Consider the following 26,537-nt stretch of genomic DNA (forward strand, 5'->3'; position numbering starts at 1 on the left):
GCCGTATCGCGCGGGTCTCTCGGTGCACCGTCCCTGACACCTGGACCCGGCCACCGATTTCCTGACATGCTACGGTCCCCATCACCTTTCAGCTCCGGGTAAGTCATTTGACCCAGGAATACTCTCCGAATTCCTCCCGGCTCAACCGGGGATACATCAAGGCGCCTCCATGGCGCACTCGCACCAGACGTACTTGCCTCGGCTGCCGTTCCTGGCCAGCGGCTGCCAGCCCCAGAGGTCGGCGCAGGCGCGGACCAGGGCGAGGCCTCTGCCCTCCTCGGCGTCGGTGAGGGTCGCCAGGTCGAGGGGTGGGTGCGGGGGTTCGGGGTCCGCGTCCCAGGCGCCGATGCGCAGGACGCCGGCCGACCAGTGGACGCGGAGGATGGCGGGGCCCTTGGTGTGGAGTACGGCGTTGGAAATCAGCTCCGTGGCGAGGAGTTCGGCGGTGTCGGTGAGGCGGATCAGGCCGTGCATGGTCAGGATCAGGCGGAGGGTGCGGCGGGAGACGGTGACTGCTCGGGGGTCGTGGGGGATGGAGAGGGTGTATTCCCAGGGTTCGGGGGCGGGGTGGGTTTCGGGCATGGGTGGACTCCGGGTGTGGTGGGGAGTTGGTGGTTCGCTGCGGGATGGGCGGTGGCTCCGTCGCTCCCGTCATGGCATGGCGGGGCGGTGCGCTTCCGGTAACCCCGGGTTCCGCAGCGTGTGCGTCGCGTCACTGACGGTATGGCATTAATTTGTGCCGCAGCAAGCTCGTTGCTTAATCTGGCACCCACAAGTGGGACGTCAGTATGGGCTGTTGAGGGAAGAGGGTCGGATGCCGCCGAGGAGTCAGCCGACTGCGCGTCAGGTGCGGTTTGGCGCGGAGCTGCGCAGGCTGAGGGACGCCGCAGGCATGACCGCACGGGAGGTGGCCGGCTTTCTTGGCTCGACATCCGCTCAGATGAGTCAGATGGAGGCGGGCATCGCCGGAGTCAGCGAGGAGCGGGTGCGCAGGCTGGCTGCCCACTATCGCTGTGGGGATGTCGCGTTGGTCGACGCGTTGGTGGAGATGGCGACGGATCGCACGCGCGGGTGGTGGGAGGAGTACCGGGACAGGTTGCCTCCCGTGTTCCTTGACCTGGCGGAGTTGCAGCACCACGCGATGTTCCTCCAGGAGATCGCCACCGCACATGTGCCGGGGCTGCTCCAGGTCGAGGAGTACGCGCGCGCTGTGTTCGCCTACTGGCGGCCTGAACTCTCGAAGGCCGAGCTGGAGTTGAGAGTGGAGCACCGAATGCGGCGGCAGGCGGACATCGGGGCGACTCCGTATGTGGCGGTACTCCACGAACCGGTGCTGCGTACCCGGGTCGCCGACCGGCGCGTGGCACGGGCTCAACTCGACGCGGTACTGGCACAGTCAGAGGCTCCCGGCATCACCGTACGGGTGATCCCGTTCGACGTGGACGGCTTCGCAGGCGCGAGTGCCGAACTGCTGTACGCGGGCGGCCGGGTACCCGCATTGGACACTGCTCAGCGTGACACCCCTCAGGGGACGGCCTTCGTGGATGCGCCGGCGCAGCTCCTTTCCATGCGAACGCTCTTTCGTAAAGTGGAGGCGGTGTCCCTCGAACCGGTCCGATCCCGGGACTACATTCACCGTCTGGCGAAGGAGCTGTAGACGTGATCCAGTGGCAGAAGTCGACCTTCTCCAGTGGGAGCGACGGAGCCAACTGCGTGGAACTGGCCGTCCACGAAGAACAGTTGCTCCTCCGTGAGAGCGACGACCCCGACCGAATACTCCAGGTCACCCCGGACAGCCTCGCCGCCCTCCTTCACCAACTGCGGCTCAGGTGACGTACCTGCCGTCCCAAGGTTCGCCGAATTCGAGGCGGTCGGGGTAGAGCTCCGCCCAGGACTCGCCCTCCTCTTCGCGGATCACCAGGCCGAACCGGACGCCGTCGACGGTGAGTTGGAAGGGGCGTATGGCGATGTCCGTGTAGGAGCGGCGCGGGAGGCTGCGTAGGAGTTTCGCCAGGTGGATGCGGGCGCGGCCGAGGACCGAGTCGTCGCCGGCCGGGGCGCGCTGCTGCTCGGCCCACGTGCCCGCGCACCAGATCTCCGAGTCGCGGTAGTGGCCGTCGGCGTCGAAGGTGTGGAGTGCCACGTAGAGGCGTTTGTGCTCTTCCCAGCCTTCGCCGGGACGGAAGCCTTCGGGGAAGGCGTACGTGATCGACGCCAGGAACTGACCGTCCGCGTACCGGCCGATGGACTCGGTGTGACGCCTGGGCACGTAGGCGATCGGAATGACCTCGGGTACTGCCATTGCCATGGCGGAAACCATACGGGTGGTCGGGGACATGCAGGTAGGGGGTACGGGTAGGCCGAGGGCCCGGGAAGCACCTCTGGCTTCCCGGGCCCTCGGCCGCACGCGTGCGTTACGCCGTCGGCTTCTCCTCCAGGCGGGGGAAGAGGACCGCTCCCTTGGTGACCGTCGTGCCGGACGGGAGCCTGCCCCACTCGCCCGCCTCCTGGACCTTCTGGTCCGCGAGGGGACCGAGGGAGGAGCCGGCGCCGAGGGAGTCCCAGAGCTTCTGGGAGGTGTCCGGCATGATCGGGTTCAGGAGGACCGCTACCGCGCGGAGGGACTCGGCGGCCGTGTAGAGGATCGTCGCCAGGCGGGCCTTGCCCTCGTCGCTCGTGTCCTTCGCCACCTTCCACGGCTCCTGCTCCGTGATGTAGCCGTTGACCTGCTTGACGAAGTCGAAGACGGCCAGGATGCCGCCCTGGAAGTCCAGCTCGTCGCCGATCCGGCGGTCTGCTTCCGCGACCGCCTTCGCCAGGCCGTCCTCGATCGCCTTCTCGGCCTCGCCGGACGCCGTCGCCTCGGGCAGGGCGCCGCCGAAGTACTTGCCGACCATCGCCGCGACGCGGGAGGCGAGGTTGCCGTAGTCGTTCGCCAGCTCGCTGGTGTAGCGGGCGGCGAAGTCCTCCCACGAGAAGGAGCCGTCCTGGCCGAAGGCGATCGCGCGCAGGAAGTACCAGCGGTATGCGTCCACGCCGAAGTGCGAGGTCAGGTCCTGGGGCTTGATGCCCGTCAGGTTCGACTTCGACATCTTCTCGCCGCCCACCATCAGCCAGCCGTTCGCGGCGATCTTGCCCGGCAGCGGGAGGCCCTGCGCCATCAGCATCGCGGGCCAGATGATCGCGTGGAAGCGGAGGATGTCCTTGCCCACGAGGTGGACGTCGGCGGGGAAGGTGTTCTCGAACTTCTCCGGGTTCTCGTTGTAGCCGACCGCCGTCGCGTAGTTCAGCAACGCGTCGATCCACACGTAGATGACGTGCTTGTCGTCCCACGGGACCGGGACGCCCCAGTCGAAGGTGGAGCGCGAGATGGACAGGTCCTGAAGGCCCTGGCGGACGAAGTTCACGACCTCGTTGCGCGCCGACTCGGGCTGGATGAAGCCGGGGTTGGCCTCGTAGTGGGCGAGGAGCTTGTCGCCGTACTCGCTGAGCTTGAAGAAGTAGTTCTCCTCCTTGAGGATCTCCACCGGCTTCTTGTGGATGGCACACAGCTTCGTGCCGTCCTCGGCCTCGATGAGGTCGCCGGGGAGCTTGTACTCCTCGCAGCCCACGCAGTACGGGCCCTCGTAGCCGCCCTTGTAGATCTCGCCCTTGTCATGGAGATCCTGGACGAACTCCTGGACGCGGTCCGTGTGACGCTTCTCCGTCGTACGGATGAAGTCGTCGTTCGCGATCTCCAGGTGCTCCCAGAGGGGCTTCCAGGCTTCGGTGACGAGTTTGTCGGCCCACTTCTGCGGGCTGACGCCGTTCGCCTCCGCGGTGCGCATGATCTTCTGACCGTGCTCGTCCGTGCCGGTGAGGTACCACACCTTCTCGCCGCGCTGACGGTGCCAGCGCGAGAGCACGTCGCCTGCGACGGTCGTATAGGCGTGGCCCAGGTGAGGAGCGTCGTTGACGTAGTAAATGGGGGTCGAGACGTAGTACGCCTTCGCCCCCTGCTTCTCGGATCCAGTGGCCGCCATGGGCGAAATCCTACTGGGCCTGGGGAGATCGACTCACATGCGTTTCGGGGGGTGGGAGTCGGGAGCCCACCCCCCGAGGGGCGCATGCGTGGTTACGGGCGCCAGGTTGCCAGTACGCCCTCGTAGAGCTCCGTGTCCGTGAGCTCGCGGGGGGTCGGGCCCGCGTGGAAGAAGGACGTGTTGTCGGTCTTCAGCTTGCGGAGGTAGTCGAAGGCCTTGTTGTCGTGCTCGCCGAACGCGACGAAGGAGAAGAAGACGGAGGGGTGCTTTTCGGCGGCCTCGGTGAGGGACTGGGTGGCGGGGGTTTTGGCGTCCGGGGCGCCGTCCGTCTGGAAGACGACGAGGGCGGGGGTGCCGGGGGCTGCCTTTTCGTGGTGGGTTTCGTGGTGGGTCACGACCGCTTCGACCGCCGCGTGGTAGCTGGTACGGCCCATGCGGCCGAGGCCGGCGTGCAGCTCGTCGATCTTGTTGTCGTGGTCGGTGAGGGTGAGCTCGCCGGTGCCGTCGAGTTCCGTGGAGAAGAAGACGACGTGGACCTTGGACTCCGGGTCCATGTGCGCCGCGAGGGCGAGGGTCTGCTCGCCGAGGGCCTGGGCGGAGCCGTCCTTGTAGTACGGGCGCATGCTCGCGGAGCGGTCGAGGACGAGGTAGACCTTGGCGCGGGTGCCGGTGAGGTTCTTGTCCTTGAGGGTGGTGGCGGCGGCGTCGTAGGCGGTGCGGAGGGTTGCCGGTACGGTCACGGCCTCGGCTTCGCCTTCGGCCGTGTCGTTCCCACCCGCACCACCCGTGCTGCTTTCGTCGTCGACTGCGGGTGGCCCCTGTGGGGCGTCCTCGCCGTCGGCGGCCAGCGGTTCGGGGGTGGGCTCGGCGGTCGGTTCCGGTTCCGGTTCCGGCTCGGGCTCCGGTGTGACCTCTGCGACGGGCTCCGGCTCGGGTTCGGGAGCAACCTCCGCAATCGGCTCCGGCTCCTCCACCGGTTCGGGAGTGATCTCCGCGACCGGCTCCGGCTCCTCCACCGTCGCCGGCTCGGGAGTGACCTCCGCGACCGGCTCCGGGTCGGGTTCGGGTTCCGGCTCGGAGACAACCTCCGCAGCCGCCACCGGCTCCTCCGCCTTGGTAGGCGCAGCGACCGCCACCTGGTCGAAGGCCGCCGCGACCAGGTCGTGCTCCTCCTTCGTGGACAAGGTGGTCGGCGTGGACGTCCGGGGCTCGGGTACCCGTGCCGTCTCCGAGGTCGTCGCCGTCTGCTGCGGCTCGGGGGTCGGCTCCGTCGACGGGGACGGGACCTTCGGGTCCGCCTCCGGCGAGGTCACCGGCGAGGCCTCCGGCGCGGTCACCTGTGAGGCCTCCGGCGAGGCGACCTCGTCTGTCTCCCGCTCAGCCCCCTGCGAAGGCACCGCCTCGGCGGTACGCCCCTTGCGTGACTTGCCGAACGTGTTCCGCAAGAGAGTAAGAATGCCCATGGTGCGCAACCCTTCGCATGAGTTGAAGCCCGTCAATCCCTGGCCAGGACGGACACGTAAGGTTAGCCGCCCCTGCGGGTGATCTTGGGCAGGGGCGGCTCATACACCGCCCTGGACGTCAAGGCTCACATCAGGTCTGCCTCATCTCTCCGGTCAACTGACCTACATCCACTTCCGGTTCACCCTGCGTTCACCAGTGCGCCCCGCTCCCGCACAAACAGGGCCCTACCGTCCGTCACGCTGGATAAAAGGGGAAGCAAGGGGAGAGCAAAGTGCGCATACAGTTGCCGTTGATCAGGACCTCGACCGAGTCGCATCCCGGTGGGCGGTCCGCTCTGACGTGCCGTTTCCGGTGTGGTGACGCCTGTTTCCACGAGGTGCCCAACACCTCCGCAAACCCGTACGTCGGTGATGTGATCGCGGGTGCGCTCAGTCGCCGTTCGATGATGCGGGCCGCCGCCGTCGTCACCGTGGCCGGTGCCGCGGGAGCCGGTCTCGCCGCGCCCGTCGCCGCGGCCGAAAACAGCCCCGAGAGCGCTACGACGCACAAGCCCGGCACCTCCAAGGGCGCCCGCGGACTGCGGTTCACTCCCGTCGCGCCCAACACCGCCGATGTCGTGACCGTCCCGGACGGCTACCGGCAGAACGTCGTCATCCGCTGGGGCGAGCCCATCCTGCGTGGCGCGCCCGCCTTCGACCCGGAGAAGCAGACCGCCGCCGCCCAGGCCGGTCAGTTCGGGTACAACAACGACTTCCTGGCCCTCCTGCCCCTCCCGGGGGAGCGGGACAAGCAACTTCTCGTCGCCAACCACGAGTACACCGACGAAGTGCTCATGTTCCGTGGTTACGACGCCGCCAACCCCACCCGTGAGCAGGCCGAGATCGCCTGGGCGGCGCACGGGCTGTCCGTCGTCGTCGTCGAAGGGGAGCGGAAGAACGGGAAGCTCGGCGCCGTTTCCCGGCATCCGCTCAACCGGCGCGTCACCGCCACCACCGAGTTCCGGGTCACCGGGCCCGCCGCCGGGTCCGACCTTCTCAAGACCTCCGTCGACCCGACCGGCCGCAAGGTCCTCGGCACCCTCAACAACTGCGCGGGCGGGACGACCCCCTGGGGCACGACCCTGCACGGCGAGGAGAACTTCAACCAGTACTTCGCCAACGCCACCAGCGCCACCGACAAGCGGTACGGCATCGGTACCGGCGCCTCCGAGCGCAAGTGGGAGCGGTTCGACAAGCGGTTCGACGTCGCCCAGGAGCCGAACGAGCCGCACCGCTTCGGGTACGTCGTCGAACTCGACCCGTACGACCCGCACTCCACGCCCCGCAAGCACACCGCCCTCGGCCGGTTCAAGCACGAGGGCGCGACCGTGCGGCTCACGCACGACGGGCGGCCGGTCGTCTACACCGGGGACGACGAGCGCTTCGACTACATGTACAAGTTCATCGGCAGCAAGCCGATGAAGCGCGGCAGCAGCCGTGCCGTGCGCGAGCACAATCTCTCCCTGCTCGACGAGGGCACCCTCTACGTCGCCAAGCTCACCGGTGACTCCCCCGCCATCGAGATCGACGGCACCGGCAAGCTGCCCGCCGACGGCGAGTTCGACGGCAGTGGTGAGTGGGTTCCGCTGGTCACCGCTACCGCCAAGGGCGCCGTCTCGCACGTCGAGGGCATGACCGCCGAGGAGGTCTGCGTCTTCACCCGCCTCGCCGGTGACAAGGTCGGCGCCACCAAGATGGACCGGCCCGAGGACATCGAGCCGAACCCGGCCACCGGCAAGGTGTACGTCGCCCTCACCAACAACACCAACCGCGGTCTGACCGGCTACGCCGCCGCCGACGAGGCCAACCCGCGCAACGCCAACAAGCACGGGCACGTCCTGGAGCTGACCGAGCGCTGGAACCTGGCCGACAGCACCAAGTTCGCCTGGTCCCTGTTCCTGGTCGCCGGTGACCCGAACGACCCGGCCACCTACTTCGCCGGGTTCCCGAAGGACAAGGTCAGCCCGATCTCCTGCCCGGACAACGTGGCCTTCGACCCGCACGGCAACCTGTGGATCTCCACCGACGGCGCTCAGCTCGGCTTCCACGACGGCCTCTTCGGCGTCGCCACGAAGGGCGACCGGCGCGGTGAGCTCAAGCAGTTCCTGACCATGCCGAACGGTGCCGAGACCTGCGGCCCGCTCGTCCAGGACCGGCGCGTGCTCGTCTCCGTGCAGCACCCGGGGGAGATCAGCGGCGCGTCCGTGGAGAAGCCGGCCAGCACCTGGCCCGACGGTCCCGGCACGTACGTGCGCCCGTCGGTCGTGTCGGTCTGGCGCGCGGACGGCGACGACATCGGCGTCTGACACAAAGGACAAACAAAGGACAAACAAAGGACAAAGGGGAACACCTCGGTGATCGCGTCACCCCTGAGCCTCACCCTCAGTGCGGTGACGCGATCGCCCTCGCCGCCGCCACCTCCTGCCGCAGCGGCTCCAGCACGCTGTCCGCCGGCCCGGTGAGGTCCGTACGGACCTCGAACAGCACCTCGACCTCCCGTACGCCCTGCGCCAACTCCCGTAGCTGGAGGGCGACCTGGCCCACCTCGGCCGAGGAGGGCGGCGGCGCCCCGTGCTTCACCCGGACCCGGGCCGCCGTCGTCGCGTCCACGATGCGCTCGACGGCCACCACCAGCGGCCACCAGGCCGCCGCCCGGCGTCCGGTGGGCGGCGGCTCGGTCAGGGCGCGCTGGAACTCCGTACGGATGGCGGACAGGTCGCGGTAGAGGCGGCGGCGCATCCGGGCACGCGCGGGCGGGTCCACGGCCGCCACGCCCGGCGCTCCGAACGCGCCCTCCACATAGCGCGCGGTGTCCGAGACCGCGTCCGCGAGGCGGTCGCCGACGCGGGTGTGCCAGCTCTCCGGCCAGAGGAGATAGCCGGCCACGAGGGCGATCGCGCAGCCGATCAGGGAGTCCACCAGGCGGGGCAGGAGCAGGGCCGTGCCCTCGTGGTTCAGGACGTCGGATATGAGGAGGATCACCGGGGTGATCGCCGCCGTCTGGTAGCCGTAGCCGCGCGGGGTGAGCGCCGGGATCAGCGGGGCCAGCAGCAGCATCACCGGTACGTCCCACCAGCCCCGCGGGACCTGGGAGAGGACCGCTGCCGCGATCACCAGCCCGGCGACCGTGCCCAGGGCCCGCAGCAGCGCGCGGGAGAACACCGAGCCGAAGTCCGGCTTCAGTACGAAGGTGATGGTCAGGGCGACCCAGTACGAGCGCGGGACGGAAACGATCGAGACCAGCGACTGGGCCAGGCCGATGCAGAGCGCGAGGCGCAGGCCGTAGCGCCAGGAGGCGGCGGAGAGGGCGACGTCGCGGGCGGCGCGGGCGGTGCGGATGCTCAGGGCGGCCGGGCGGCCCAGGCGGTCGTCGATGCCCCGGGGGTCGACGTCCGGCGCGGTGACGACCTCGGCGGTGTGGCGCAGGGCGTGGTCGACGGCGCGGGAGGTCTCGGTGAGGGGGACGGGGAGGTGCAGGCCTATCGGGCCGGTGTAGCCGGTCTCGACCGCCTGGGCGAGGTGGCGGACGGCCTCCGGGAGCTCCGCCGCGAGCGGGGTGCCGGCCAGGTGGACGGCGGGGGCGGCCTCCACGACCGGGATGATCGCGTTCAACTGGGCGAGCAGGCGGGTCAGTTCGGGGCTGCGGCCGTGGTGACGGGCACGCCGGGCGAGGACGAGGTCGTACGCCTGGTTGAGGGACTGGGTGACGGCATGGCGGGCCTCGTCGTACTCCTCCTCCGTCCGGTCGGTGCCGCAGACGGCGAGCAGACCGGCCACCGTCCGGTACGCGTCCCCCACCGCCGCCCGCTCCGGCACCCCCGAACGCAGCGGCCAGGCCAGCAGCGCCAGGAGCAGGACGAGCAGCCCGCCGCCGGCCATCAGGGCCGGGGCCAGCCACCACTCGCCGGGCATGTCGAGGCCCGCGCCCACCACGGAGTTGAGGAGCAGCAGCAGTCCCGATACGGAGGCCACCGCGCCGATCGTCGAGATCATCCCGGAGACGAGCGCGACGCCGGTGACGGCGGCGACGGCCGCCCAGCCGTGGCCCTGGACGAGGGAGCCGAGGGTGATGCCGACGGCGCCGAAGAGCTGCGGGATCGCGATGTTGAGGATCCGCATGCGGTAGGCGTCGGCGGTGTCGCTGATGACGCCGAAGAGGGCGCCCATGGAGGCGAGGGCGCCGTAGGCCGTGTGATCGGTGGCGAGGCCGATCGCGAGGGGGAGGGTCATCGCCACGGCGGCGCGGGCGACGGCGGGCCGGTTGACGGGCGGTGCCTGCTGGGGCCGGAGGTTCCTCACCAGCCAGTCGGGAGGCGTGAGGCCGATGGGGAACTCTCGGGACATGCGCCCATTATGAGCCCGGCTATGAGCCCGGCCCTCAGTCATTCCCGCTGGTGAAGCGTGACGTCGACGAGCAGCGCGCGGAGAAGTCCCGGGAGACGAGGACGTGGTCGATCTGGACACCGAGCGTCGGGGCGGTGCGGGCCGGCCAGCTGGGCGTGCGGTCGGCTCCGGCCAGGCGGGCCGCGTCGCGCAGGCCGGTGTCGAGGATGCGGCGGAAGGCGGCGTGGTCCTGGGAGGCGTTGAAGTCGCCGGCCAGGACCGTGGAGGTGTCCGAACTGTCCGACCCTGCGGTGCCTTCGGTGCCTTCGGCGGCGAAGTCGCGCAGGGCGCCCAGCTCCCGCCGCCAGACGTCTACCTGGCCGGGCAGCGGGGGCATGGGGTGCGCGAGCTGGAGCCGTACGGCGCGCCCGCGCACGTCGGCGACGGCGCCCGGCATGCCCATGGTGCCCGGCACGCCGTCGGCGGCTTCGAGGGGGAAGCGGCTGAGGATGACGGATCCTTTCGAACCGCCCGCCTCCACGGCCTGCCGGTGCGGGTAGGCGGTGCTCAGGGCCCGCTTCAGAGCCGCGTCGCACGCGTACTCGCACTCCGCCACGAACACGACGTCCGGCTTCTCCCGGCGGACGGCCGCGACGAGGGAGTCGGAGCCACGTCCGAACCGACGTTCGAGGTCAGCACCCGGAAGGAGGCGAGGGCGGTGCCGCCGGGTTCACCGCTCTTGCCGTACGGCTCGATGAACCAGGCCAGGAGCCCGAGCACCACCATCGCCCACGCCACCCCGGCCCACCAGCGGGCGAGCAGCGCGAGCCCCAGACCTGGGGCCTGTCCGGCGGATCATGCCGCAGACGCGGGGTCGCAGTGACACTAGCCGCTCCGCGGCGGGCGCCCATCTGCGGCGTTGTCGTCACTCGCCGACTCCCCCCACGCTCGGCTTCGCTCGAGCGGGGGGACCCCCATCGCGTCGACTCCCTCCTCCGCCTTGCAGCTGGACGCTCCCCCACGCTCGAACAACCTCGCGCGGGGGCACCCCCATCGCCCCCGCTCACCGGCGCTGATGAGGCGCCGCCGATTTCCTGCGACCTGATCCGCCGGACAGGCCCAGCCCGGCGGGCGCGAGCAACCAGGGCAGGAAGGCGAGGAGTTGCGGGACGGGCGTGATGCCGTCGGTGTCGGCGGCCCGGCAGCCCACGACGACACTCACGCCGGCGAACAGCAGCGCGGCGACCCACATACCGAGTCTTCGTCCGGGCCGGCCGGTCATCGTCCCGAGACTACGAGTGGCCGTCCACCCGCGCCAGGAACTCTTCCAAGGTCTCGTTGAACTCCTTGGGCCGTTCCAGGTTCGGCAGGTGGGCCGCGCCCTCGATCACCCGCAGCGTCGAGTCGGGGAGCGCCGCGTGCATCGCCTCCGCGTCGGCGACCGGCGTGTACGCGTCGTCGGCGCCCACGACGACCAGCGCGGGGACCGTGACGCGGGTCAACAGGTCGCGGTAGTCGGGGCGTTTGGCGCGGGCGCGGAGGGCGGCGGCGGCACCCTCGGGGGGCGCGGACGTCATCATGCGGTGGACGTGGGCCTTGACCCCCGCCTCGGCATACGGCGCCACCATCTTCTCCAGGACCTCCTCGGCGTAGCCCCGCATGCCCTCCCGCAGCAGCCGGTCCGCCATGGCGTTGCGGGCCTCGACGCCCTCCGGTGTCTCCGCCGCCGGGAAGGTGTCGGCGAGCACCAGCCCACGGACGCGGTCGCCGAGCTGCCCGTAGCACTCCATCGCGATCTGGCCGCCCATCGACAGACCGGCCAGGACGAAGGTCTCCACTCCCAGGTCGTCCAGCTGCGCCCCGATGTCCTCGGCGAACTGCGCGAAGCGCGTGATGCCGGGGGCGGCCTGCGGCGCCGCGCCGTACCCGCGCAGGTCGGGGGCGATCACCCGGCGCGTGGCGGAGAACGCCTCGATCTGCGGGGCCCACATCGTGTGGTCGAAGGGGTGGCCATGGACGAGAACAAGGGGAACAAGGGGAACAACAGGGGTAAAGGGAACCGGAGGGGTCATGTGAGCGACCCTAGATCGCTCCAACTCATCGGTGCAATAAGATCTTTGCCCTCGGTGCAATCCAGGAGAGCTACAACATGAACGACTACCGGCGCATCGCCGACCGGCTCGCCGACGACATAGCCGCCGGACGGCTCAAGCCCGGTGAACGGCTGCCGCCGCAGCGGGTGTTCGCGCGGCGGCGCGGGATCGCCGGGTCGACGGCGGGGCGGGTGTACGGCGAACTCGTGCGGCGGGGGCTGGTCGTGGGCGAGGTGGGGCGTGGGACGTTCGTCCGCGCGAGCCGGGCCGCACCGGCCGGGCTCGCCCTCACCGAACCGGCCGCCGCAGCCGCCGCGACCGCCGCAGCCGCCGTTCCCGTCAACATGGAGCTCAACTACCCGTCCGTGCCGGGCCAGTCCGAGCTCCTCGCCCCCTCCCTCGCCGCCCTCCTGCGCCCGGACGTCCTCGACGAGGCCCTGCGCCCGGCCGCCGCCACCGGTACCGCCGCGGCCCGGGAGGCGGCGGCCACCCTGCTCTCCCTGCCGCGGGAGCACCCTGCCGGGCAGCTCCTGTTCACCGGCAACGCCCGCCAGGCCATCGCCGCCGCCCTCGCCTGTCTGGTCCGGCCCGGCGGCCGGGTCGGTGTCGAGGCGCTGACGTATCCCCTGGTCAAGGAGATCGCGGCCCGGGTGGGCAGCACGCTGGTGCCGCTGGTCTCGGACGCGGACGGCGTGCTCCCCCAGTCCGTGGCCGCCGCCCATCGCGCGGCCCCGCTGTCCGCCCTCTACCTCCAGCCGACCCTGCACAACCCGACCTCCCTGACCATGAGCGAGGAGCGGCGCCGCCAACTCGCCCACGCCGTCACCGACTTGGACATCCCGGTCGTGGAGGACCGCATCTGGTCCTTCCTCGACGATCGGAGCACCCCGCTGGCCGCTTACGCGCCCGGCCTCACCCACGTCGTCGACAGCCTGTCCAAGCGGGTCGCGCCCGGGCTCACCGTCGGTTTCCTCGTCGTACCGCAGCGGCGCGCGGGGGCCGTGGCCGCCGCCATTCGTTCCGGCGGGTGGAGCGCGAGCCGGTTCGCGCTGGACGCTGCCGTGCGGTGGATCGGGGACGGGACCGTGGCCCGGCTGGTCGCGGCGAAGCGTTCGGACGCGGCGCGCAGGCAGCGGATCCTCGCGGCGGAACTGCACGGCTTCTCCGTGCGGTCCGATCCGCGCGCCTATCACGCCTGGTGGGAGCTGCCCGCCCCGTGGCGCGCGGACACCTTCACGGCTGCCGCCGCGGCGCACGGGATCGCCGTCACGCCCGGTCCTGCCTTCGCCGTCGACCCCAGCCGCACCCCGGACGCGGTCAGGCTCGGACTCGGGTCGACGGGTGTGCCGGATCTGGAGCGGGCGCTGCGGACGCTCGCCCGCCTCGCCAGAAGCCGAGCGGACGGCCGTACCGTCCGGTGAGCCAGCAGCCCAGCGCCACCGTCAGGCCGAGGACCACCAGCAGCCAGGACACCGTGCGCAGGGTGGCCGTGAGGGCGTCGTAGACGGCGCCCGCGGCCGGATGGTGGGCCGCGTCGGGCAGGTCGGCGAGGGTGAGGCGGCGGCCGATCGCGACAGCGAGGCCGAGGAACGCGCCGCCGAGTGCCGTGCCGAGCGCGGTCGCGGTGACCGCGCGACGGCGGCAGGCCGCGACGGCGATCCCCGCGACGGCGAGGGCGATCGCGGTGACGGGAAGCCAGAAGCCGGCGACTTCGAGCACGTCGTACCCCTTCCGGAGCCGGTTCAGATCTTCGGCCGGGAGCACGGCGACCTCGGTGTGCCGGACCGGGATGCGGTGCGCCAACGGCACGTGGTCCTGGGTGAGCCGGTCCTTGACCTGCGCGGTGAGGGGCGCGAGGTCCACGGTCACCGCGCCCTCGCTGCCGTCCCGCAGGGCGCGCAGTACGGCGTCGTGGACGGCCCGGTTGCCCGCGTCCCAGACTGTGCGAAAGGCCTCGGTCCGGGTGAACGAGTGCACCGCGTCCCGCACGAAGGTGCGCATCGGCGGTCCGACGCCCGTCTCCTGGACGATTCCGGCCCCGACGGTGTCCGCGATCGCCTCGCGCACGTCCGGGTCGGAGGCGAGCGGCGCCATCGTGGTGACGTACCGGCCCGTGTCGGCGAGCCCGTACGCCACCCAGGCCGCCAGCGCGCCGAACGGCACGAGCAGGCAGGCCAGGGCGATCAGCCCGGCCGACAGGGCGTTCCGGAGACGTGTGGGCACCTTTCCAGGCAACGGCCCGGGGGCGGGGCGCGCGAGCGGCGTGCCTGCATATGGGCGAATACGTCAAGCCGTACGGGCGTCCGACCTGCGGTTTTGGAGGATGCGGTCAGTGGATGCGGTCAGCGGATGCGGTCAGTGGATGCGATGTGCGATGCGGTCAGCGGATGCGGTTTCCCTGAGCGTCCTCGTGCGTGTAGTAGCGGTAGAAGAACACCGCGAAGATCGCCGCCGTGACGAGCAGTGCCATGACCGTGGACCGCAGCACGGAGGCGCCGGACTGGCTGTACAGGAAGCCGAACGCCGCGCCGGCGAAGCCGGACTTCGTCAGCGAGTGCAGTTCCCGCTTCAGCCGCGGGGCCAGCGTCGCCACCGCGATGCACAGCACGATGAACGCGAGCGCGGTGACGAAGCCGAAGAGGATGTTCCAACCGGTGACGGGCCCGCCGTCGCGCCGGTTGGCCGCGGCCCAGTAGCCGTAGACGAGCCCGAGGACGACGGGTATCCCGATCCTCGCCATCCGGTGGACCCGCTCGTCGAAGACGTCGGGCGCGCGGGACGGGCCGGTGCTGCGCATACCGCGCGTTCCCCGCATACCGCGCATTCCGCCGGGTGTGGGTGCCGTATGGGCCATTGAGAGCACTCCTTTCTCTCCTCGTCCCTGCCTCCCAGGGCACACCTCGTGACAGGCCATGGCAAGTCGGCGGACATGCGGCTCTCGCGGGCGCGTGTTTCGCTGGGCCCGTGAGCGGCCGAGTGCTGAGACCGGTGAGCGGTCGCCGGAGAGTCCTCGCCCGGCTGCCCCGCGCCCTGCCCGAGGACGTCCTCCAGCGCCACCTGGTGCTGCGGATCCGGGGCCGCAGCATCGCCTGGGTGGCGCCGCTGCTGCTGCTCGTCGCCATCACCGTGGTCGACATCAACACCACCGGCGAGTCCCGGATCATCTCCTGGATCGTGCTGGTGCCCGGCATCGCCGCCGCGCTCTGCGGGATGGGCGGCACGATCGCGTTCGCCGTCCTCGCGCTGGTCACGTACATCCTCGCGGACAACGCCTGGCCGCATCAGTACCAGACCGGCCTGGCCGACTTCGTCCTCGTCGCCGTCGGCGGCTTCCTCGCCACGCTGGCCTGCACGGTCCGGGTGCGCGGCGAGCGGCACATGCTGCACATGCGGGACGTCGCCGACACCACCCGCCGTACCGTGCTGCGCCCGCTGCCGCCGGGCTGGGGCGGCCTCGACCACGCCGCCGTCTATCTCGCGGCCGACACCGAGGCCCGCGTCGGCGGCGACTTCTTCGACATCCAGCCGGGCCTGTACGGCACCCGCGTGCTCGTCGGCGACGTGCAGGGCAAGGGGCTCGACGCGGTCGAGGCGGCGGCAGCGCTGCTCGGCACGTTCCGCGAGGCCGGCTACCACGAGCCGGACCTCGCGACCGTCGCCGAACGCCTGGAGATCCGCATGCGGCGGCACGGCCTGCACAGCGCGGCCCTGGGCCGGGAGGACGTCGACCGGTTCGCCACCGCCGTACTGATCGGCTTCCCCGAGCACGAGCGCGATGTGGTGGAGGCCGTCCTCTTCGGCCACGAACCCCCGCTGGCGGTCGGCCCCGACGGCGTACGGCCCCTGCCGCCCGGCGACGGGGCCCCGCTCGGGCTGAGCGAGCTTGCGGGCGGGCTGCCACCGGTGCACCGGGTCCCCCTCGTACCCGGCGCGACCCTGCTGCTCACCACCGACGGCGTGACCGAGGCACGCGACGGCGACGGCGTGTTCTTCCCGCTCGCCGACGAGGTGGCCCGCGCCGTCGCCGCCGACCCGCGCACCGCCGAACCCCACCGCCTGGTCGCCTTCGTCCGCGACGGCACCCTGCGGCACTGCGGCGGACGGCTGGCCGACGACACGACGGTGTTCGCGGTGCGCCGGGACGGTGAGGTCCCCTGAGGTCCCCTGAGGTCCCCTGAGGTCCCCTGAAGTCCCGTGAGTCCGACGAGTCATCCGGAAAGGGACGTTTGCAGTCCTGAGACCCACCTTTGCAGCCGCAGCGGTTACGGTGCTGACGTACGTGATCGACGGGGGATGGGGAGGGACCGATGCCCGGAACCGTGCTGCTGCTCGCCGCCTCACCGGTGGGCAAGGGCTGTCTGGTGGACGCGGCGTCCGTGCTTCCCGTCCTCGCGGCGGTCCCGCCCGCCGTGCTGTCGGGCACCGACACCGCGAACGTCGTCGAACTCGCCGACCCCCTGGAACCGCAGGCCGTCCTCACCCGGCTCCGCGCGGCGGCGGCGGCCCCCGGCCCGCTGACCGTGTTCGTCACCGGCCAGCTCCTCCTCGACCGCCGCCAGCACCTGCCCCACCTGGCGCTGGCCCGCACGACCACGTCCACGGTCCGCTACACCGGCCTCCCCTGGCACTGGATCCGCGAGGAACTGCGGCTGCGCGCGCCGGGGTCGACGACCCTCCTCCTCGATCTGCACGCCGACGCGGAGACCTGGGAGTGGCTGCGCTCCCACCGCCTCGACTCCGGCGACAACAACGCGGTGTACGGGCGGGTGGCGCCGCCGCCGTCCCGGCGAACGGTTGCCGCACCGGCGTACATGAAGGCGGTCGCGACGATTCTGCGCAGCGGGTGGCGTCCGCCGGTGGAGCAGTTGCATCAGCAGGCGTTGGGGCGGCTGGGCAGCGATGGGTACGCGGATGTCGTTCTGACGGCACCCGGCGTCGGCGTTCCTGAGGGCTTCGCCCCCAGACCCCCGTATCGGCCTGAACGGCCTCGTCCTCAATCGCCGGACGGGCTGAGTGATGCCGACCGGCGCGGAACAGATGACGTCGGCCCACGTGACGGCGACCCCCACGCCTACATCACCGCCGCCGTCCAAGCCGGCCGTCACCCCGACGCCGATGCCCTGGCCGCCGAGCACGAACGGGTCGCCGTACGTGCGCACGGCCCCGGCTCCGAAGAAGCTCTGCACTGGACCGAAGTCCGGGCGGATCTGGCGATGTTCGCCGGGGATCCGGTGCGCAGTTGCCGTACCTGGCTGGCGGTGGCCGGTGCGCGGCTGACCGCCGGGCAGGCGCCGGACGCACCGGATGTCGAGGCGGCCGTCGACCGGGCCCACCATCAGTGGAGCCAGATCCGGGACGCGGCGCAGGCTTGTGAACTCGGGCCCGCGCTCGCGGAGTTGCGCGGCCGGGTGCCCGGGCGGCGCGAGGGTGCCCTGGAGAACGTCCACCGGCAGCTGCGGCAGCTGCGGCAGTTGCAGACGCAGGGGTAGGCCTTGCAGGCGCTTCAGGCGCTTCAGGCGCTTCAGGCCTTCTCCAGCAGAGCCAGCGCGCCCGAGACCAGGGTCCGTATGCCCGGCGTCAGGGTGGACAGGTCGGGGGCGAAGCGGGGGCTGTGGTTGCTGGTGACGGCCGCGAGCTTCTCGGCCAGGTCGTCGCCGGGTGCCGCGTCCCACACGTCGGGCGGGGTGGAGGTCACGAACCAGTAGGCGTACGGCAGTCCGTCCGGGGCCAGGTGGGGAAAGTCCTCGCTGGCCGTCGCGGGGCCCGGGTCGAGGATCGTCCCGGTGCCGAAGACCTCGCCGTGCACGGCGGCCACGCGCCGGTCCGTCTCCGGGTCGTTGACGGTGGGGGGGAAGGACTCGCCGACCGTCACCTCCGGCTCGCGCGGGCAGCCCGCCGCCGCGCACTCGCCGGCCGCGATCCGCCGTACCGCCGCGATCATCCGCTCCCGGACCGGCTCCGACTGCGTACGGATGTTCAGGGAGATCCGGGCCTCGGTCGGGATGATGTTGGGCCGGGTGCCCGCCTCGATCCGGCCGACCGTCAGGACGGCCGCCTCCCCGGCGGCGATCTCGCGCGAGACGACGGTCTGGAGACGGGTGACCAGGAAGCACGCCGTCACCACCGGGCCGACGGCTGTCTCCGGGCGCGAGCCGTGCCCGCCCACGCCGTGGACGACGATGTCGATGTCGGTGGAGGCGGAGAGGATCAGGCCGGGTGTGTGGCCGTACAGGCCGGCCGGCCCCGGCACCGCGTGCTGGCCCAGCAGCACGTCCGGGCGCGGGAAGCGCTCGTAGAGCCCGTCGGCCACCATGCCGGCCGCGCCCAGCCCGGTCTCCTCGGCGGGCTGGCCGACCACGAGCAGCGTGCCGGACCAGGTGTCCCGGCCGGCCGACAGCGCTTGCGCCGCACCCGCCAGCCAGGTCACGTGCAGGTCGTGCCCGCAGGCGTGCATCAGGCCGGGCGTCTCGGAGGCGTACGGCAGCCCCGTCTCCTCCTGCACCGGCAGCGCGTCCATGTCGGCGCGGAGCAGGACGACGGGCCCTTCGCCGTTGCGCAGAACCCCCGCGACTCCGGTGCCGCCGATGCCGTCGGCCGTCTCGTATCCGGCCATGCGCAGCCGCTCGTCGAGCTTCCCGGCCGTGCGGTGCTCGCGCAGCGACAGTTCGGGGTGGCGGTGCAGGTCCCGGTAGAGGTCCTCCAGGGCGGTCACCGGGAGGTCGCTGGTGAGGTCCAGTGCGGTACGGGCGGCGGGAGAGGTCACTTCGGCAGCCTACTCACGGCCCCGGGCGACGCCGGAGCCACCGGTGGGACGGGGGAGTATGCCCCACCGGTGGCGGCTTGCGCCGTGCGTCAGAACTGCGGGACCGCCGAGGGGCGGGCCTTGTTGATGTTGCTGACGAGGTTGTTGGTCAGCGGGAAGTTGGCGAGGCCCCACGTGGAGTTCCACAGCTGGTCGCGCGGCGTCTTGTCCATGTTTTCCATGGTGACCAGGGCCGGGCGGTCCCAGCCCCCGTCCCCCCAGGCCACCGGCCTCTCGTCCCACTTGGCGAAGCGGAAGGCGTGCGTGCTCGCGCCGTCCTTGTGGTAGACGATCTTGACGCGGTTGCCGTCCATCGGCACCTCGTTGATCGGGTGGGTGCTGTAGCCGCCGTGCCGGGAGGCGGACAGGTAGCGGGGCCGCTCCTCGCCCTGCTTCTGGAAGACCACGACGGACTCCCAGTCGTGGCGGTGCCCGCAGTCACTGATGCCGGTGGGGTCGCACTGGTCCTTCTCGAAGTACAGGGTGTAGACGTACGCGCACCAGCCGTTCTTGCACTGGGACTGCGAGTACGTGTTGGCCTTGCCGAGGTGCCCGGTCCGGCAGCCGCCGGTGAGCGACCCGCTGTTGTTGAGGCCGCCGTTGAGCTTGCCGCTCGCGTCGACGGCCGCCGCGGGGAAGCAGCTGTCCGAGTCGTAGTCGAACAGCGGCATGTACTTGTTCTGGAACGTGCTCGCGTTCCACGGCAGGGGGGTCAGGATCGCGGCGTTGGCGCTGCCCGTCAGGCCGACGGTCAGGGCGGTGACGCTGCCCGCGACGAGGGCGGCCTTGGCGAGGCGGGACTTCGTTCTCTTCTTGGCTGCCCGGGACGTGACTGCCCGGGACGTGACTGCCTGGGACATGCGGGTGCTCCGGTGGCTCGGTCCGTGAGGGGTGGTGCCGCACCGCGAGGCGGTGCGACGGGACCGAGGCTGACAACCCGGGAGTTGATCGGCAGGCCCTTTCGTCAGGGCAATCAATGTCGCCCGGAGCGTTTGTGCGGGCGTCATCAACCCCACACCTTGTGTTGGTTCACGACGGATCGTGCGGAAACGTACGTTGAACGTCCTGAACATCGTTGTCATCTGTTGGCATCTGTTGTCATCTGCTGTTTCGGAAGTGGGTGGCCCCGTGGGGCGTCCGGAACGACCCTTGGACCCCGAGGCCGGACCCGTGCAACGCCTCGCGGACGAACTGCGGGAGCTGCGCCGGTCCGCCGGCCGCCCCGCGTACCGGACGATGGCGAAGACGGCCGGCTTCTCCGCGACCACGCTGTCGCAGGCCGCGGCCGGCGAACGGCTGCCGTCGCTCGCCGTGCTCCAGGGGTATGTACGGGCCTGCGGGGCGGACCCGACGGCGTGGGAGCCGCGGTGGCAGCGGGCGGAGGCAGAGGCCGCGGGGGCGCTCGTCGAGGGCGAGGGCGAGGGGCCGGCGCCGTATCGGGGTCTGGCGCGCTTCGAGCCGGACGACCGCGACCTGTTCTTCGGCCGGGACCGGCTGGTGCAGGAGCTGAACGGGCTGGTGCGCGAGAACCGGTTCGCGGTGCTGTTCGGCGCGTCCGGCAGCGGCAAGTCCTCGCTGCTGCGGGCCGGACTGATCCCCCGCCTGCGGGCGGAGATGGCGGGCATGGGACGCCCGGCGGTGCTGCGCGTGCTCACGCCCGGGCCGCGACCGGCCGAGACGTACGGTCATCTGCTCGCCCCGGCCGGGGACGAGCCGGAGATCTGGGCGGTGGTCGACCAGTTCGAGGAGGTCTTCACCCTGTGCCGGGACCCGGCCGAGCGCGCCCGGTTCCTCGGCCTCCTGCTGGCCGCCCGGGACCCGGGCACCCGGCTGCGGGTGCTCATCGCCGTCCGCGCGGACTTCTACGTCCGGTGCGCCGAACACCGGGAGCTGGCGGACGCCCTGCGCGGCGCCGGCCTGCTGGTCGGCCCGATGACGGCGGACGAGCTGCGGGAGGCGGTCGTCAGACCGGCGCAGGCCGTCGGCCTCCTGGTGGAACGCGAGCTGACCGCACGCATCGTGGACGAGGTCCTCGACCAGCCCGGCGCCCTGCCGATGCTCTCGCACGCCCTGCTGGAGACCTGGCGGCGCCGCAAGGGACGGCTGCTGAGCCTGGCCGCGTACGAGGCGGCGGGCGGAGTGCGCGGGGCCATCGCGGCGAGCGCCGAGGAGATGTACGAGCAGCTGTCCCCGGACCAGAGAGGCACCGCCCGGCGGTTGCTGCTGCGGATGGTCGAACCCGGGCAGGGCACCCCCGACACCCGGCGCCCGCTCACCCGCGCCGAACTGGCCGAGTGGGTGGACCGCGAGGTGCCCGAGGTGCCCGAGGTGGTGGAGCGGCTGGCCGGCGCCCGCCTGCTCACCGCCGACGAGGAGGCCGTCCACCTCGCCCACGAGGCCCTGATCACCTGCTGGCCCCGGCTGCACCGCTGGATCGAGGCGGAGCGGGAGCGGTTGCGTCACCACCGGCGCCTGACCGAGGCGGCCCGCGCCTGGCGGGAGCACGACCGCGACCCCGGCACGCTGTACCGGGGCAGCCGGCTGGCGCGGGCGGAAGAGCTGTTCCCGCACCACGCGAGCGACCCGGCGCTGACCGTGGCGGAACGGTCCTTCCTCGTCGCCGCGTTCGCTGCGCGGGCGGCGGAACGCCGGGCCGCGAGCCGGTCCAGACGGCGGGCCCGGGTGCTGGCCGGCGCCCTGTCGGCGGTGCTGGCCGCGGCCCTTGTGGCCGGTGTGGTGGCGGTGCGGCAGCACCAGGACAACCGCCGCCAGCGCACGGAGAACACCGCCCGCCGGATAGCCGCCGTCGCCGACGGCCTGCGCACCACCGACCCCCGGGCCGCCCTGCTCCTCGGCGTCGCCGCCTGGCGCATCGCCCCGCTCCCCGAGACCCGCCGCGCCCTGCTCGGCTCCCTCGCCCAGCCGGAGCCGGACACCTTCACCGACCCCGCGCCGGGATACACGGCCCGGCGCTTCCTCGTCGACTCCGGCCGCACCCTGCTCAGCGTCGACGGCCGCACCTGGCGGACCTGGGACGTGACCGGGCACCGCCGCACCGGCTCGGGCCGGCTGCCCGCGGGCGAGGTCCTCGCGGCCGGCCCGGACGGCCGGATGCTCGCCCTCTTCGCGTCCGACGGCGTGCGCCTGTGGGACACGGCCACCGGACGGTGGGCCGGGGCCCGGCCGCCGGCCGGGCGGTACGGCCTCGACTTCGGCGCGAGCGGCCGCAGCTATCTGCTGGGCGGCGCGGACGGGTATCCGCGGGGCGGCACCGACGGGAACCGGGTCCGGAACCGGGCCCAGAATCAGGTCCAGAACCAGGTCCAGAACCGGGTCCAGCTCCGATCCGTGACGGACGACCGGCTGCTGTTCGAGACACGGGAGGCCGACCGGGCCAACGTGGCGCCGAGTGCCGACGACCGGCTGGTGGCCGTATGTCCGACGGGCCGGGCGCCGCAGGTGTGGGACACCGCCGCCCCTCGCCTGCTGCCCGGCGCCTGGGAACAGGCCGGCGGCCTCTGCGACGACGAGAACTCGCTGGTGGTGTTCGCGGGCGGAAGCCGTGGTGGGGGTCGCGCCGGGGGCCGTGGCGAGGGCCGGTTCGCCGTCGTGACGCCGACCGGCCTGCACGTCTGGGACGTCGGGTCGGGCCGCCAGGTCGCCGCGATCGACGCCCCGGGCGTCGCGTACGCCTCCTTCAGCAAGGGCGGAGCCTTCCTCGCGACCGCCGGCAGCGACGAGATCCGGGTCTGGCGCCTGTCGGACCCCACCGCCCCCGTCTTCCGCCACCCCCTCAACAACCAGCACCTCTACGGCGGCCTCGGCTGGGACCCCGGCCCGCCCCTCCTGCGCTACCTCGAAGGCGGCTCCGTACACACTCTCGACCTCACGACGACGGTCACCGCCGCCTGGCGTGACGCCCCGCTGGACGGCGTACTGCTCAGCCCCGACGGCCGCGCCTTCGGCACCGCCGAACGACGGGGCACCCGCTACCGCTTCGAACTGCGCGCCACCCACGACGGCCACCTCATCGAGGCCCTGCCCTCCCCGCCTCCGCCCGTCTCCCGCGACCCCGCCCTGCCCGTCGTACCGCGGGACACGCTGCCCTTGATGTCGTTCAGCCCCGACGGCAAGGCCTTCGCCTACGGCGTCTCGGCTCCCGGCCGGGAGGCCGCACCCCAGCGGATCACGATCTGGGACGTGCCGAGCGGCCACGCCCGTACGTCACTGGACCTGGCGACGGCGGGGTCCGGCTCGGCGGGGTCCGGTGCGGCGGTGGTCTCCCTCGCCCTGGACCCCGGCGGCCGTACCCTCTACGCCACCCGCGCATCGGCTACCGGAGAGCTGAGCAATGAGGTGTGGACGGCGAGGGGTCGTCGGCTGGGCGTGGTCGCCTCGTCCGAACTCATCGGCGCTCACCTGGCGGTCCGTCCCGACGGCCGGCTCATCGCCGGCGACAACCGGGTGGCCCGGCTCCCCGCGGGACGGAGCATCGCCCGGGACCAGCTCCAGGGCGAGCGCGCCCGGGACCTCGTCCAGGGCGAGCGGATCAGCGCGCTCGCCTTCGGCCCCGACGGCCACCGCCTGGTGGCGGGCGACCGGACCGGTCGCGTCGCGCTGTGGGACGGTGACCTGCGCCACCGCGCGGGTGTCCTGCGCAACGTCTTCCCGGGGCCCCTCGACGGCGCCACCCCGGAAGCGGTCGGCGCGCTGGCGTTGAGTCCCGACGGCCGCACCCTCGCCGTCGGCGGCGACGCGGGCACGCTCCAGCTCTGGGACACGGCGACCCAGCAGCCGCTCGGCAGGCCCCTGCCCACCCCCGGCGAGAGCATCGACACTCTCGCCTTCTCCGCCGACAACGGCACGCTGTACGCCGGTGGCACCCATGTCCCCCTCCAGCGGTACACCGTCGACGCCGACCGGGCCGCCGCCCAGGTCTGCGCACGGACGGGCGGCGCGGATCTGACGAAGGCGCAGTGGCGGTCGTATGTGCCGGAGGTGGCGTATCGGAAAGTGTGCGCGGAATGAATCTCAGTGAGAGGTGTGGCCGTCGGGGCGCTCCGCCGAGTCCGTGATCCCCGCGGTGTGCGTGGCGTACTGCTGCCCCGGCTCCGTCGCCCGTGCCGGTCCCGCGTTCGCCGCCAGGATGAGGGCGGCGACGGCGATCACGGCGGCGGTGAAACCCTTGGTGAAACGCTGGGTGGTGCTGGGGCGTTCGAGCACGGCGACCTCGCAGCAGCGGTGACGTAAACAGGCTTACTACCCGGTTTAACCTAGGGGCTGTCGGAGTCGAACGGCAAGGGGCACAGGGGGAGTTGGGCGATGTCGGAGCGCGACGACCCGGTGACCATCGGGCGCAGGGTGCAGCAGTTGCGCGTCGAACGCGGGCTCACTCAGAAGCAGGTGGCCGAACCGGCCTACACCCCCGCCTACATCTCCACCCTGGAAGCCGGCCGCGTCCGCCCCTCCGACGACGCGCTCAGGCATCTCGCCCAGCGGCTCGGCGTCGGCTTCGAGGAACTGGCGACCGGGCGGCCGGCCCGGCTCCTCACCGATCTGCGGCTCAGGCTGACCGAGGCCCAGCGCACCCTCGCCACCGGAGAGGCCGAGGCGGCGGCGGAGCAGTACGCCCGGCTGCTCGCCGAGGCGGAGTCTCTCGGCCTCGACGAGGCACGGGCGGCGGCGCTGCTCGGGCTCGGTGAATGCGCCATCGAGACCGGTGAGTTGGAGGAGGGACGACGGTACTTCGAGCGCGCGGAGGAGGCGTTCGGGGACGTCCCCCTGCCGGTCCGCGTCCCGGCCCTGCGCGGACGTGCCCTGTCGCACTACCTGGCGGGCGAACTCCGGTACTCGGTCTATCTCTTGGAATCCACGATCGATGAACTCAATCGTGGTGGTCTGCACGACCCGGACGCCCTGCTCCTCCTCTACGCCGGCGTCATCGGGCCCTACATGGACATGGGCGCGCACGCGCGGGCCGCGCAGGCAGCCGAGCTCGCCCTCGCGCTCGCCCCGCAGGCCGGTGACCCGGCGCTCGTCGCCCGTATGCACCGCTCCGTCGCGCGCACGCTGCTCGCCGAGGGCAAGCTCGCCGAGGCCGACGCCTCGCTGGCCAAGGCGGCCGAGCTGTACCGGCAACTGCAACTGCGCACCGAGCTGGCCAACTGCCACTGGATGCGCGGGTACGTGTACGCGCAGAACGGCGAACTGAGGCGTGCCGAGGACGAGTTGAGACAGGCCCTCGCCATGCTCTCCGCCAGGCGGGCCGCCCTCTACTCCAGCCAGGTCGCCGTCGAGCTGGCCGACGTACTGCACCGGCGCGGCAAGTCCGACGAGGCCGCCGAGCTGCTGCACGAGGTGCTCAGCGACCTGAGCCCCGAACGCGGCGCCCTGCACTCCGCCGCCGCGCACCGCCTGCTCGGCATCATCGCCGAGGACGCCCGGGACACCGAGGCCGCCGAGGAGCACTACGTCCGGGCCCTGAGCCTGCTGGAACGCGCGGGCGCCGCCGGTGACCTGGCCGACCTGTGCCGGCTGCTGGGGGACCTGCTGCGCCGTACGGGACGCGTGGAGGCGGCGCTGGACGCGTACCGGACGGGGCTCGGACACCGTACGGCCCCGGGCACCACCACCCTCGGGCCCGCGCCCGCACAGCCTCCGCTGTAAGGAGACAGCGGTAGGGGGTGGGGGAGCCTCGTAGGGGAGCGTCTGGACCGGCTCGTAGGGGAGCGTCTGGACCGGCTCGTAGGGGAGTTTCTGGACCGGCTCGTAGGGGAGCCTCTGGACCGGGTTTCGCCCTACGGTCGAGGGGTAGTCGGGCGTCGCCCCCGAACGGGCGTGCCACGAGTCCCGCCCCTGCTCCGGGTGAGCCCGCGCCGGAGGCGAGGTACGACAGACAGGGCCGCACCGTGAGCGAAGGAGGCGGTGGACGTGCGTCCCAAGGACGACCGACCCGGCGCCTCCGGCGGCGAGCCCGGTCGGCGCGGAGCGGCGGACGACGATTCCCGGCGCCTCCCGCATCCCCGGCTGTCGGGTCTGGACGCCGACAGCGAGCGCCGACGGGACCGGACGCGGGCCGCAGAGACGCGGGCCGCCGACGTCATCGCCGAAGGCGTATGGGACGCCGAGCCCCGGGAGATCCCGGGGAGGCTGTGCGCGGTGGCGGTCGACCTGCTGCCGGTGGTCGGCGCGAGCGTGGCGCTGCACAGCGACGGCTTGCCCGTACGGCTGAGCGCGAGCAGCGAGCGGGCCGCGCGCCTGGCGGAGATCCAGGCCACCCTGGGGGAGGGCCCCTGTCAGTACGCCGCGGGGCTCCGCGCCCCCGTGCAGGCCCGCGACCTGACGGCCGGCCCCGACGCCCGCCGCTGGCCGCTGTTCGCGCAGCAGGCCACGGCCGCCGGGATCCAGGCGGCGTACTCGATGCCGCTGGGCATCGACACCGTGTGCGTGGGCACGCTCGACCTCTACAGCGACACCCCCGGCGAGCTCACGGGCCGCGACCTGCACACCGCGCTGCTTGTGGCCGGCGTCATGACGGTGGCGCTGATGGCGCTGCCCCGCGGGGAGGGGAACGGCGGCGAGGGAGACGAACCCTGGCTGAGCGGACTGGCCACGGACCAGGACGAGGTCTACCAGGCCGTCGGCATGACCATGGCCCAGCTGGGTTCCGACGCGGACGAGGCCCTGGCCCGGCTGCGCGCCCACGCCTTCGCGGACAGCCGTACGGTCCTCGAGGTGGCGCGCGATGTCGTGGCGCACCGGATGCGGCTCCACCGCGACTGAGGCATACGGGTCT

The 26,537-nt window shown here is 72.1% G+C and carries 20 protein-coding genes and 2 pseudogenes; 9 read left to right on the forward strand and 13 right to left on the reverse strand.

The window, feature by feature from the left end; translation table 11 throughout:
* Nucleotides 1-156: 156 nt before the first annotated feature.
* Nucleotides 157-582: an ATP-binding protein gene (locus tag AB0I77_RS49780; protein ID WP_363289623.1), complete on the reverse strand. Its 426-nt coding sequence runs from the start codon at nt 580-582 to the stop codon at nt 157-159.
* 232 nt (nt 583-814) lie between these two features.
* Between AB0I77_RS49780 and AB0I77_RS49785 the strand changes: the two genes are divergently transcribed.
* Together AB0I77_RS49785 and AB0I77_RS49790 are read left to right on the forward strand one after the other, a co-directional pair.
* Nucleotides 815-1,657 (forward strand): helix-turn-helix transcriptional regulator, encoded by an 843-nt coding sequence (locus tag AB0I77_RS49785; protein ID WP_363289624.1) that lies wholly within the window; start codon nt 815-817, stop codon nt 1,655-1,657.
* Between the two features lie 2 nt (nt 1,658-1,659).
* The gene (locus AB0I77_RS49790; protein ID WP_363289625.1) at nt 1,660-1,833 is read left to right on the forward strand and encodes a DUF397 domain-containing protein; all 174 of its coding nucleotides are present in this window, start codon (nt 1,660-1,662) and stop codon (nt 1,831-1,833) included.
* Here the strand turns inward: AB0I77_RS49790 and AB0I77_RS49795 are convergent.
* The 3 genes from AB0I77_RS49795 to AB0I77_RS49805 form a co-directional block, all read right to left on the reverse strand.
* The gene (locus AB0I77_RS49795) at nt 1,826-2,302 is read right to left on the reverse strand and encodes a hypothetical protein (protein WP_363289658.1); all 477 of its coding nucleotides are present in this window, start codon (nt 2,300-2,302) and stop codon (nt 1,826-1,828) included. The genes AB0I77_RS49790 and AB0I77_RS49795 overlap by 8 nt on opposite strands.
* A gap of 112 nt (nt 2,303-2,414) precedes the next feature.
* Nucleotides 2,415-4,022 (reverse strand): methionine--tRNA ligase, encoded by a 1,608-nt coding sequence (gene metG, locus AB0I77_RS49800; RefSeq protein ID WP_363289626.1) that lies wholly within the window; start codon nt 4,020-4,022, stop codon nt 2,415-2,417.
* A 92-nt stretch (nt 4,023-4,114) separates the two neighbouring features.
* Nucleotides 4,115-5,485 (reverse strand): VWA domain-containing protein, encoded by a 1,371-nt coding sequence (locus AB0I77_RS49805; protein WP_363289627.1) that lies wholly within the window; start codon nt 5,483-5,485, stop codon nt 4,115-4,117.
* A gap of 272 nt (nt 5,486-5,757) precedes the next feature.
* Here AB0I77_RS49805 and AB0I77_RS49810 point away from each other — a divergent pair, with 272 nt between their 5' ends.
* Nucleotides 5,758-7,830: a PhoX family protein gene (locus AB0I77_RS49810; protein WP_363289628.1), complete on the forward strand. Its 2,073-nt coding sequence runs from the start codon at nt 5,758-5,760 to the stop codon at nt 7,828-7,830.
* Between the two features lie 76 nt (nt 7,831-7,906).
* On the opposite strand, the gene AB0I77_RS49815 is transcribed toward AB0I77_RS49810, so the two are convergent.
* From AB0I77_RS49815 to AB0I77_RS49830, 4 genes and pseudogenes are all read right to left on the reverse strand, one after another.
* Complete coding sequence (locus AB0I77_RS49815; protein ID WP_363289629.1) at nt 7,907-9,868, reverse strand: FUSC family protein; 1,962 nt, start codon at nt 9,866-9,868, stop codon at nt 7,907-7,909.
* Between the two features lie 82 nt (nt 9,869-9,950).
* Nucleotides 9,951-10,684 (reverse strand): annotated as a pseudogene (locus AB0I77_RS49820) (endonuclease/exonuclease/phosphatase family protein); the annotation flags it as partial.
* 277 nt (nt 10,685-10,961) lie between these two features.
* Nucleotides 10,962-11,129 (reverse strand): annotated as a pseudogene (locus tag AB0I77_RS49825) (endonuclease/exonuclease/phosphatase family protein); the annotation flags it as partial.
* Between the two features lie 10 nt (nt 11,130-11,139).
* The gene (locus AB0I77_RS49830; protein WP_363289630.1) at nt 11,140-11,919 is read right to left on the reverse strand and encodes an alpha/beta hydrolase; all 780 of its coding nucleotides are present in this window, start codon (nt 11,917-11,919) and stop codon (nt 11,140-11,142) included.
* 77 nt (nt 11,920-11,996) lie between these two features.
* Between AB0I77_RS49830 and AB0I77_RS49835 the strand changes: the two genes are divergently transcribed.
* Nucleotides 11,997-13,361 (forward strand): PLP-dependent aminotransferase family protein, encoded by a 1,365-nt coding sequence (locus AB0I77_RS49835; RefSeq protein ID WP_363289631.1) that lies wholly within the window; start codon nt 11,997-11,999, stop codon nt 13,359-13,361.
* On the opposite strand, the gene AB0I77_RS49840 is transcribed toward AB0I77_RS49835, so the two are convergent.
* Together AB0I77_RS49840 and AB0I77_RS49845 are read right to left on the reverse strand one after the other, a co-directional pair.
* Nucleotides 13,258-14,163 (reverse strand): hypothetical protein, encoded by a 906-nt coding sequence (locus AB0I77_RS49840; RefSeq protein WP_363289632.1) that lies wholly within the window; start codon nt 14,161-14,163, stop codon nt 13,258-13,260. The two genes, AB0I77_RS49835 and AB0I77_RS49840, sit on opposite strands and share 104 nt — an antisense overlap.
* A 157-nt stretch (nt 14,164-14,320) precedes the next feature.
* Nucleotides 14,321-14,737: a hypothetical protein gene (locus AB0I77_RS49845; protein WP_363289659.1), complete on the reverse strand. Its 417-nt coding sequence runs from the start codon at nt 14,735-14,737 to the stop codon at nt 14,321-14,323.
* Between the two features lie 221 nt (nt 14,738-14,958).
* Here AB0I77_RS49845 and AB0I77_RS49850 point away from each other — a divergent pair, with 221 nt between their 5' ends.
* Together AB0I77_RS49850 and AB0I77_RS49855 are read left to right on the forward strand one after the other, a co-directional pair.
* Complete coding sequence (locus AB0I77_RS49850; RefSeq protein ID WP_363289660.1) at nt 14,959-16,098, forward strand: PP2C family protein-serine/threonine phosphatase; 1,140 nt, start codon at nt 14,959-14,961, stop codon at nt 16,096-16,098.
* 149 nt (nt 16,099-16,247) lie between these two features.
* Nucleotides 16,248-17,429 carry a hypothetical protein gene (locus tag AB0I77_RS49855; protein WP_363289633.1) on the forward strand — a complete coding sequence of 394 codons (1,182 nt, stop codon included), beginning with the start codon at nt 16,248-16,250 and terminating at the stop codon, nt 17,427-17,429.
* Between the two features lie 32 nt (nt 17,430-17,461).
* Here AB0I77_RS49855 and AB0I77_RS49860 read toward each other — a convergent pair whose 3' ends face one another.
* On the reverse strand, nt 17,462-18,703 hold the full coding sequence (locus AB0I77_RS49860) for an amidohydrolase (protein WP_363289634.1): 1,242 nt from the start codon (nt 18,701-18,703) through the stop codon (nt 17,462-17,464).
* Between the two features lie 89 nt (nt 18,704-18,792).
* The gene (locus AB0I77_RS49865) at nt 18,793-19,602 is read right to left on the reverse strand and encodes an NPP1 family protein (protein WP_363289635.1); all 810 of its coding nucleotides are present in this window, start codon (nt 19,600-19,602) and stop codon (nt 18,793-18,795) included.
* Between the two features lie 268 nt (nt 19,603-19,870).
* On the opposite strand from AB0I77_RS49865, the gene AB0I77_RS49870 reads away from it, so the two are divergent.
* On the forward strand, nt 19,871-23,770 hold the full coding sequence (locus AB0I77_RS49870) for a hypothetical protein (protein WP_363289636.1): 3,900 nt from the start codon (nt 19,871-19,873) through the stop codon (nt 23,768-23,770).
* Between the two features lie 3 nt (nt 23,771-23,773).
* Here the strand turns inward: AB0I77_RS49870 and AB0I77_RS49875 are convergent, their stop codons facing one another.
* A complete protein-coding gene (locus tag AB0I77_RS49875) occupies nt 23,774-23,965 on the reverse strand; it encodes a hypothetical protein (RefSeq protein ID WP_363289637.1) in 192 nt (63 codons plus the stop codon).
* A 99-nt stretch (nt 23,966-24,064) separates the two neighbouring features.
* On the opposite strand from AB0I77_RS49875, the gene AB0I77_RS49880 reads away from it, so the two are divergent.
* Both AB0I77_RS49880 and AB0I77_RS49885 read left to right on the forward strand, forming a co-directional pair.
* Nucleotides 24,065-25,408 (forward strand): tetratricopeptide repeat protein, encoded by a 1,344-nt coding sequence (locus AB0I77_RS49880; protein ID WP_363289638.1) that lies wholly within the window; start codon nt 24,065-24,067, stop codon nt 25,406-25,408.
* 369 nt (nt 25,409-25,777) lie between these two features.
* Nucleotides 25,778-26,524: a GAF and ANTAR domain-containing protein gene (locus AB0I77_RS49885; RefSeq protein WP_363289661.1), complete on the forward strand. Its 747-nt coding sequence runs from the start codon at nt 25,778-25,780 to the stop codon at nt 26,522-26,524.
* The last annotated feature ends 13 nt before the right edge of the window (nt 26,525-26,537 follow it).

The sequence above is a fragment of the Streptomyces sp. NPDC050619 genome (assembly GCF_040654815.1).
Taxonomy (GTDB): Bacteria; Actinomycetota; Actinomycetes; order Streptomycetales; family Streptomycetaceae; genus Streptomyces.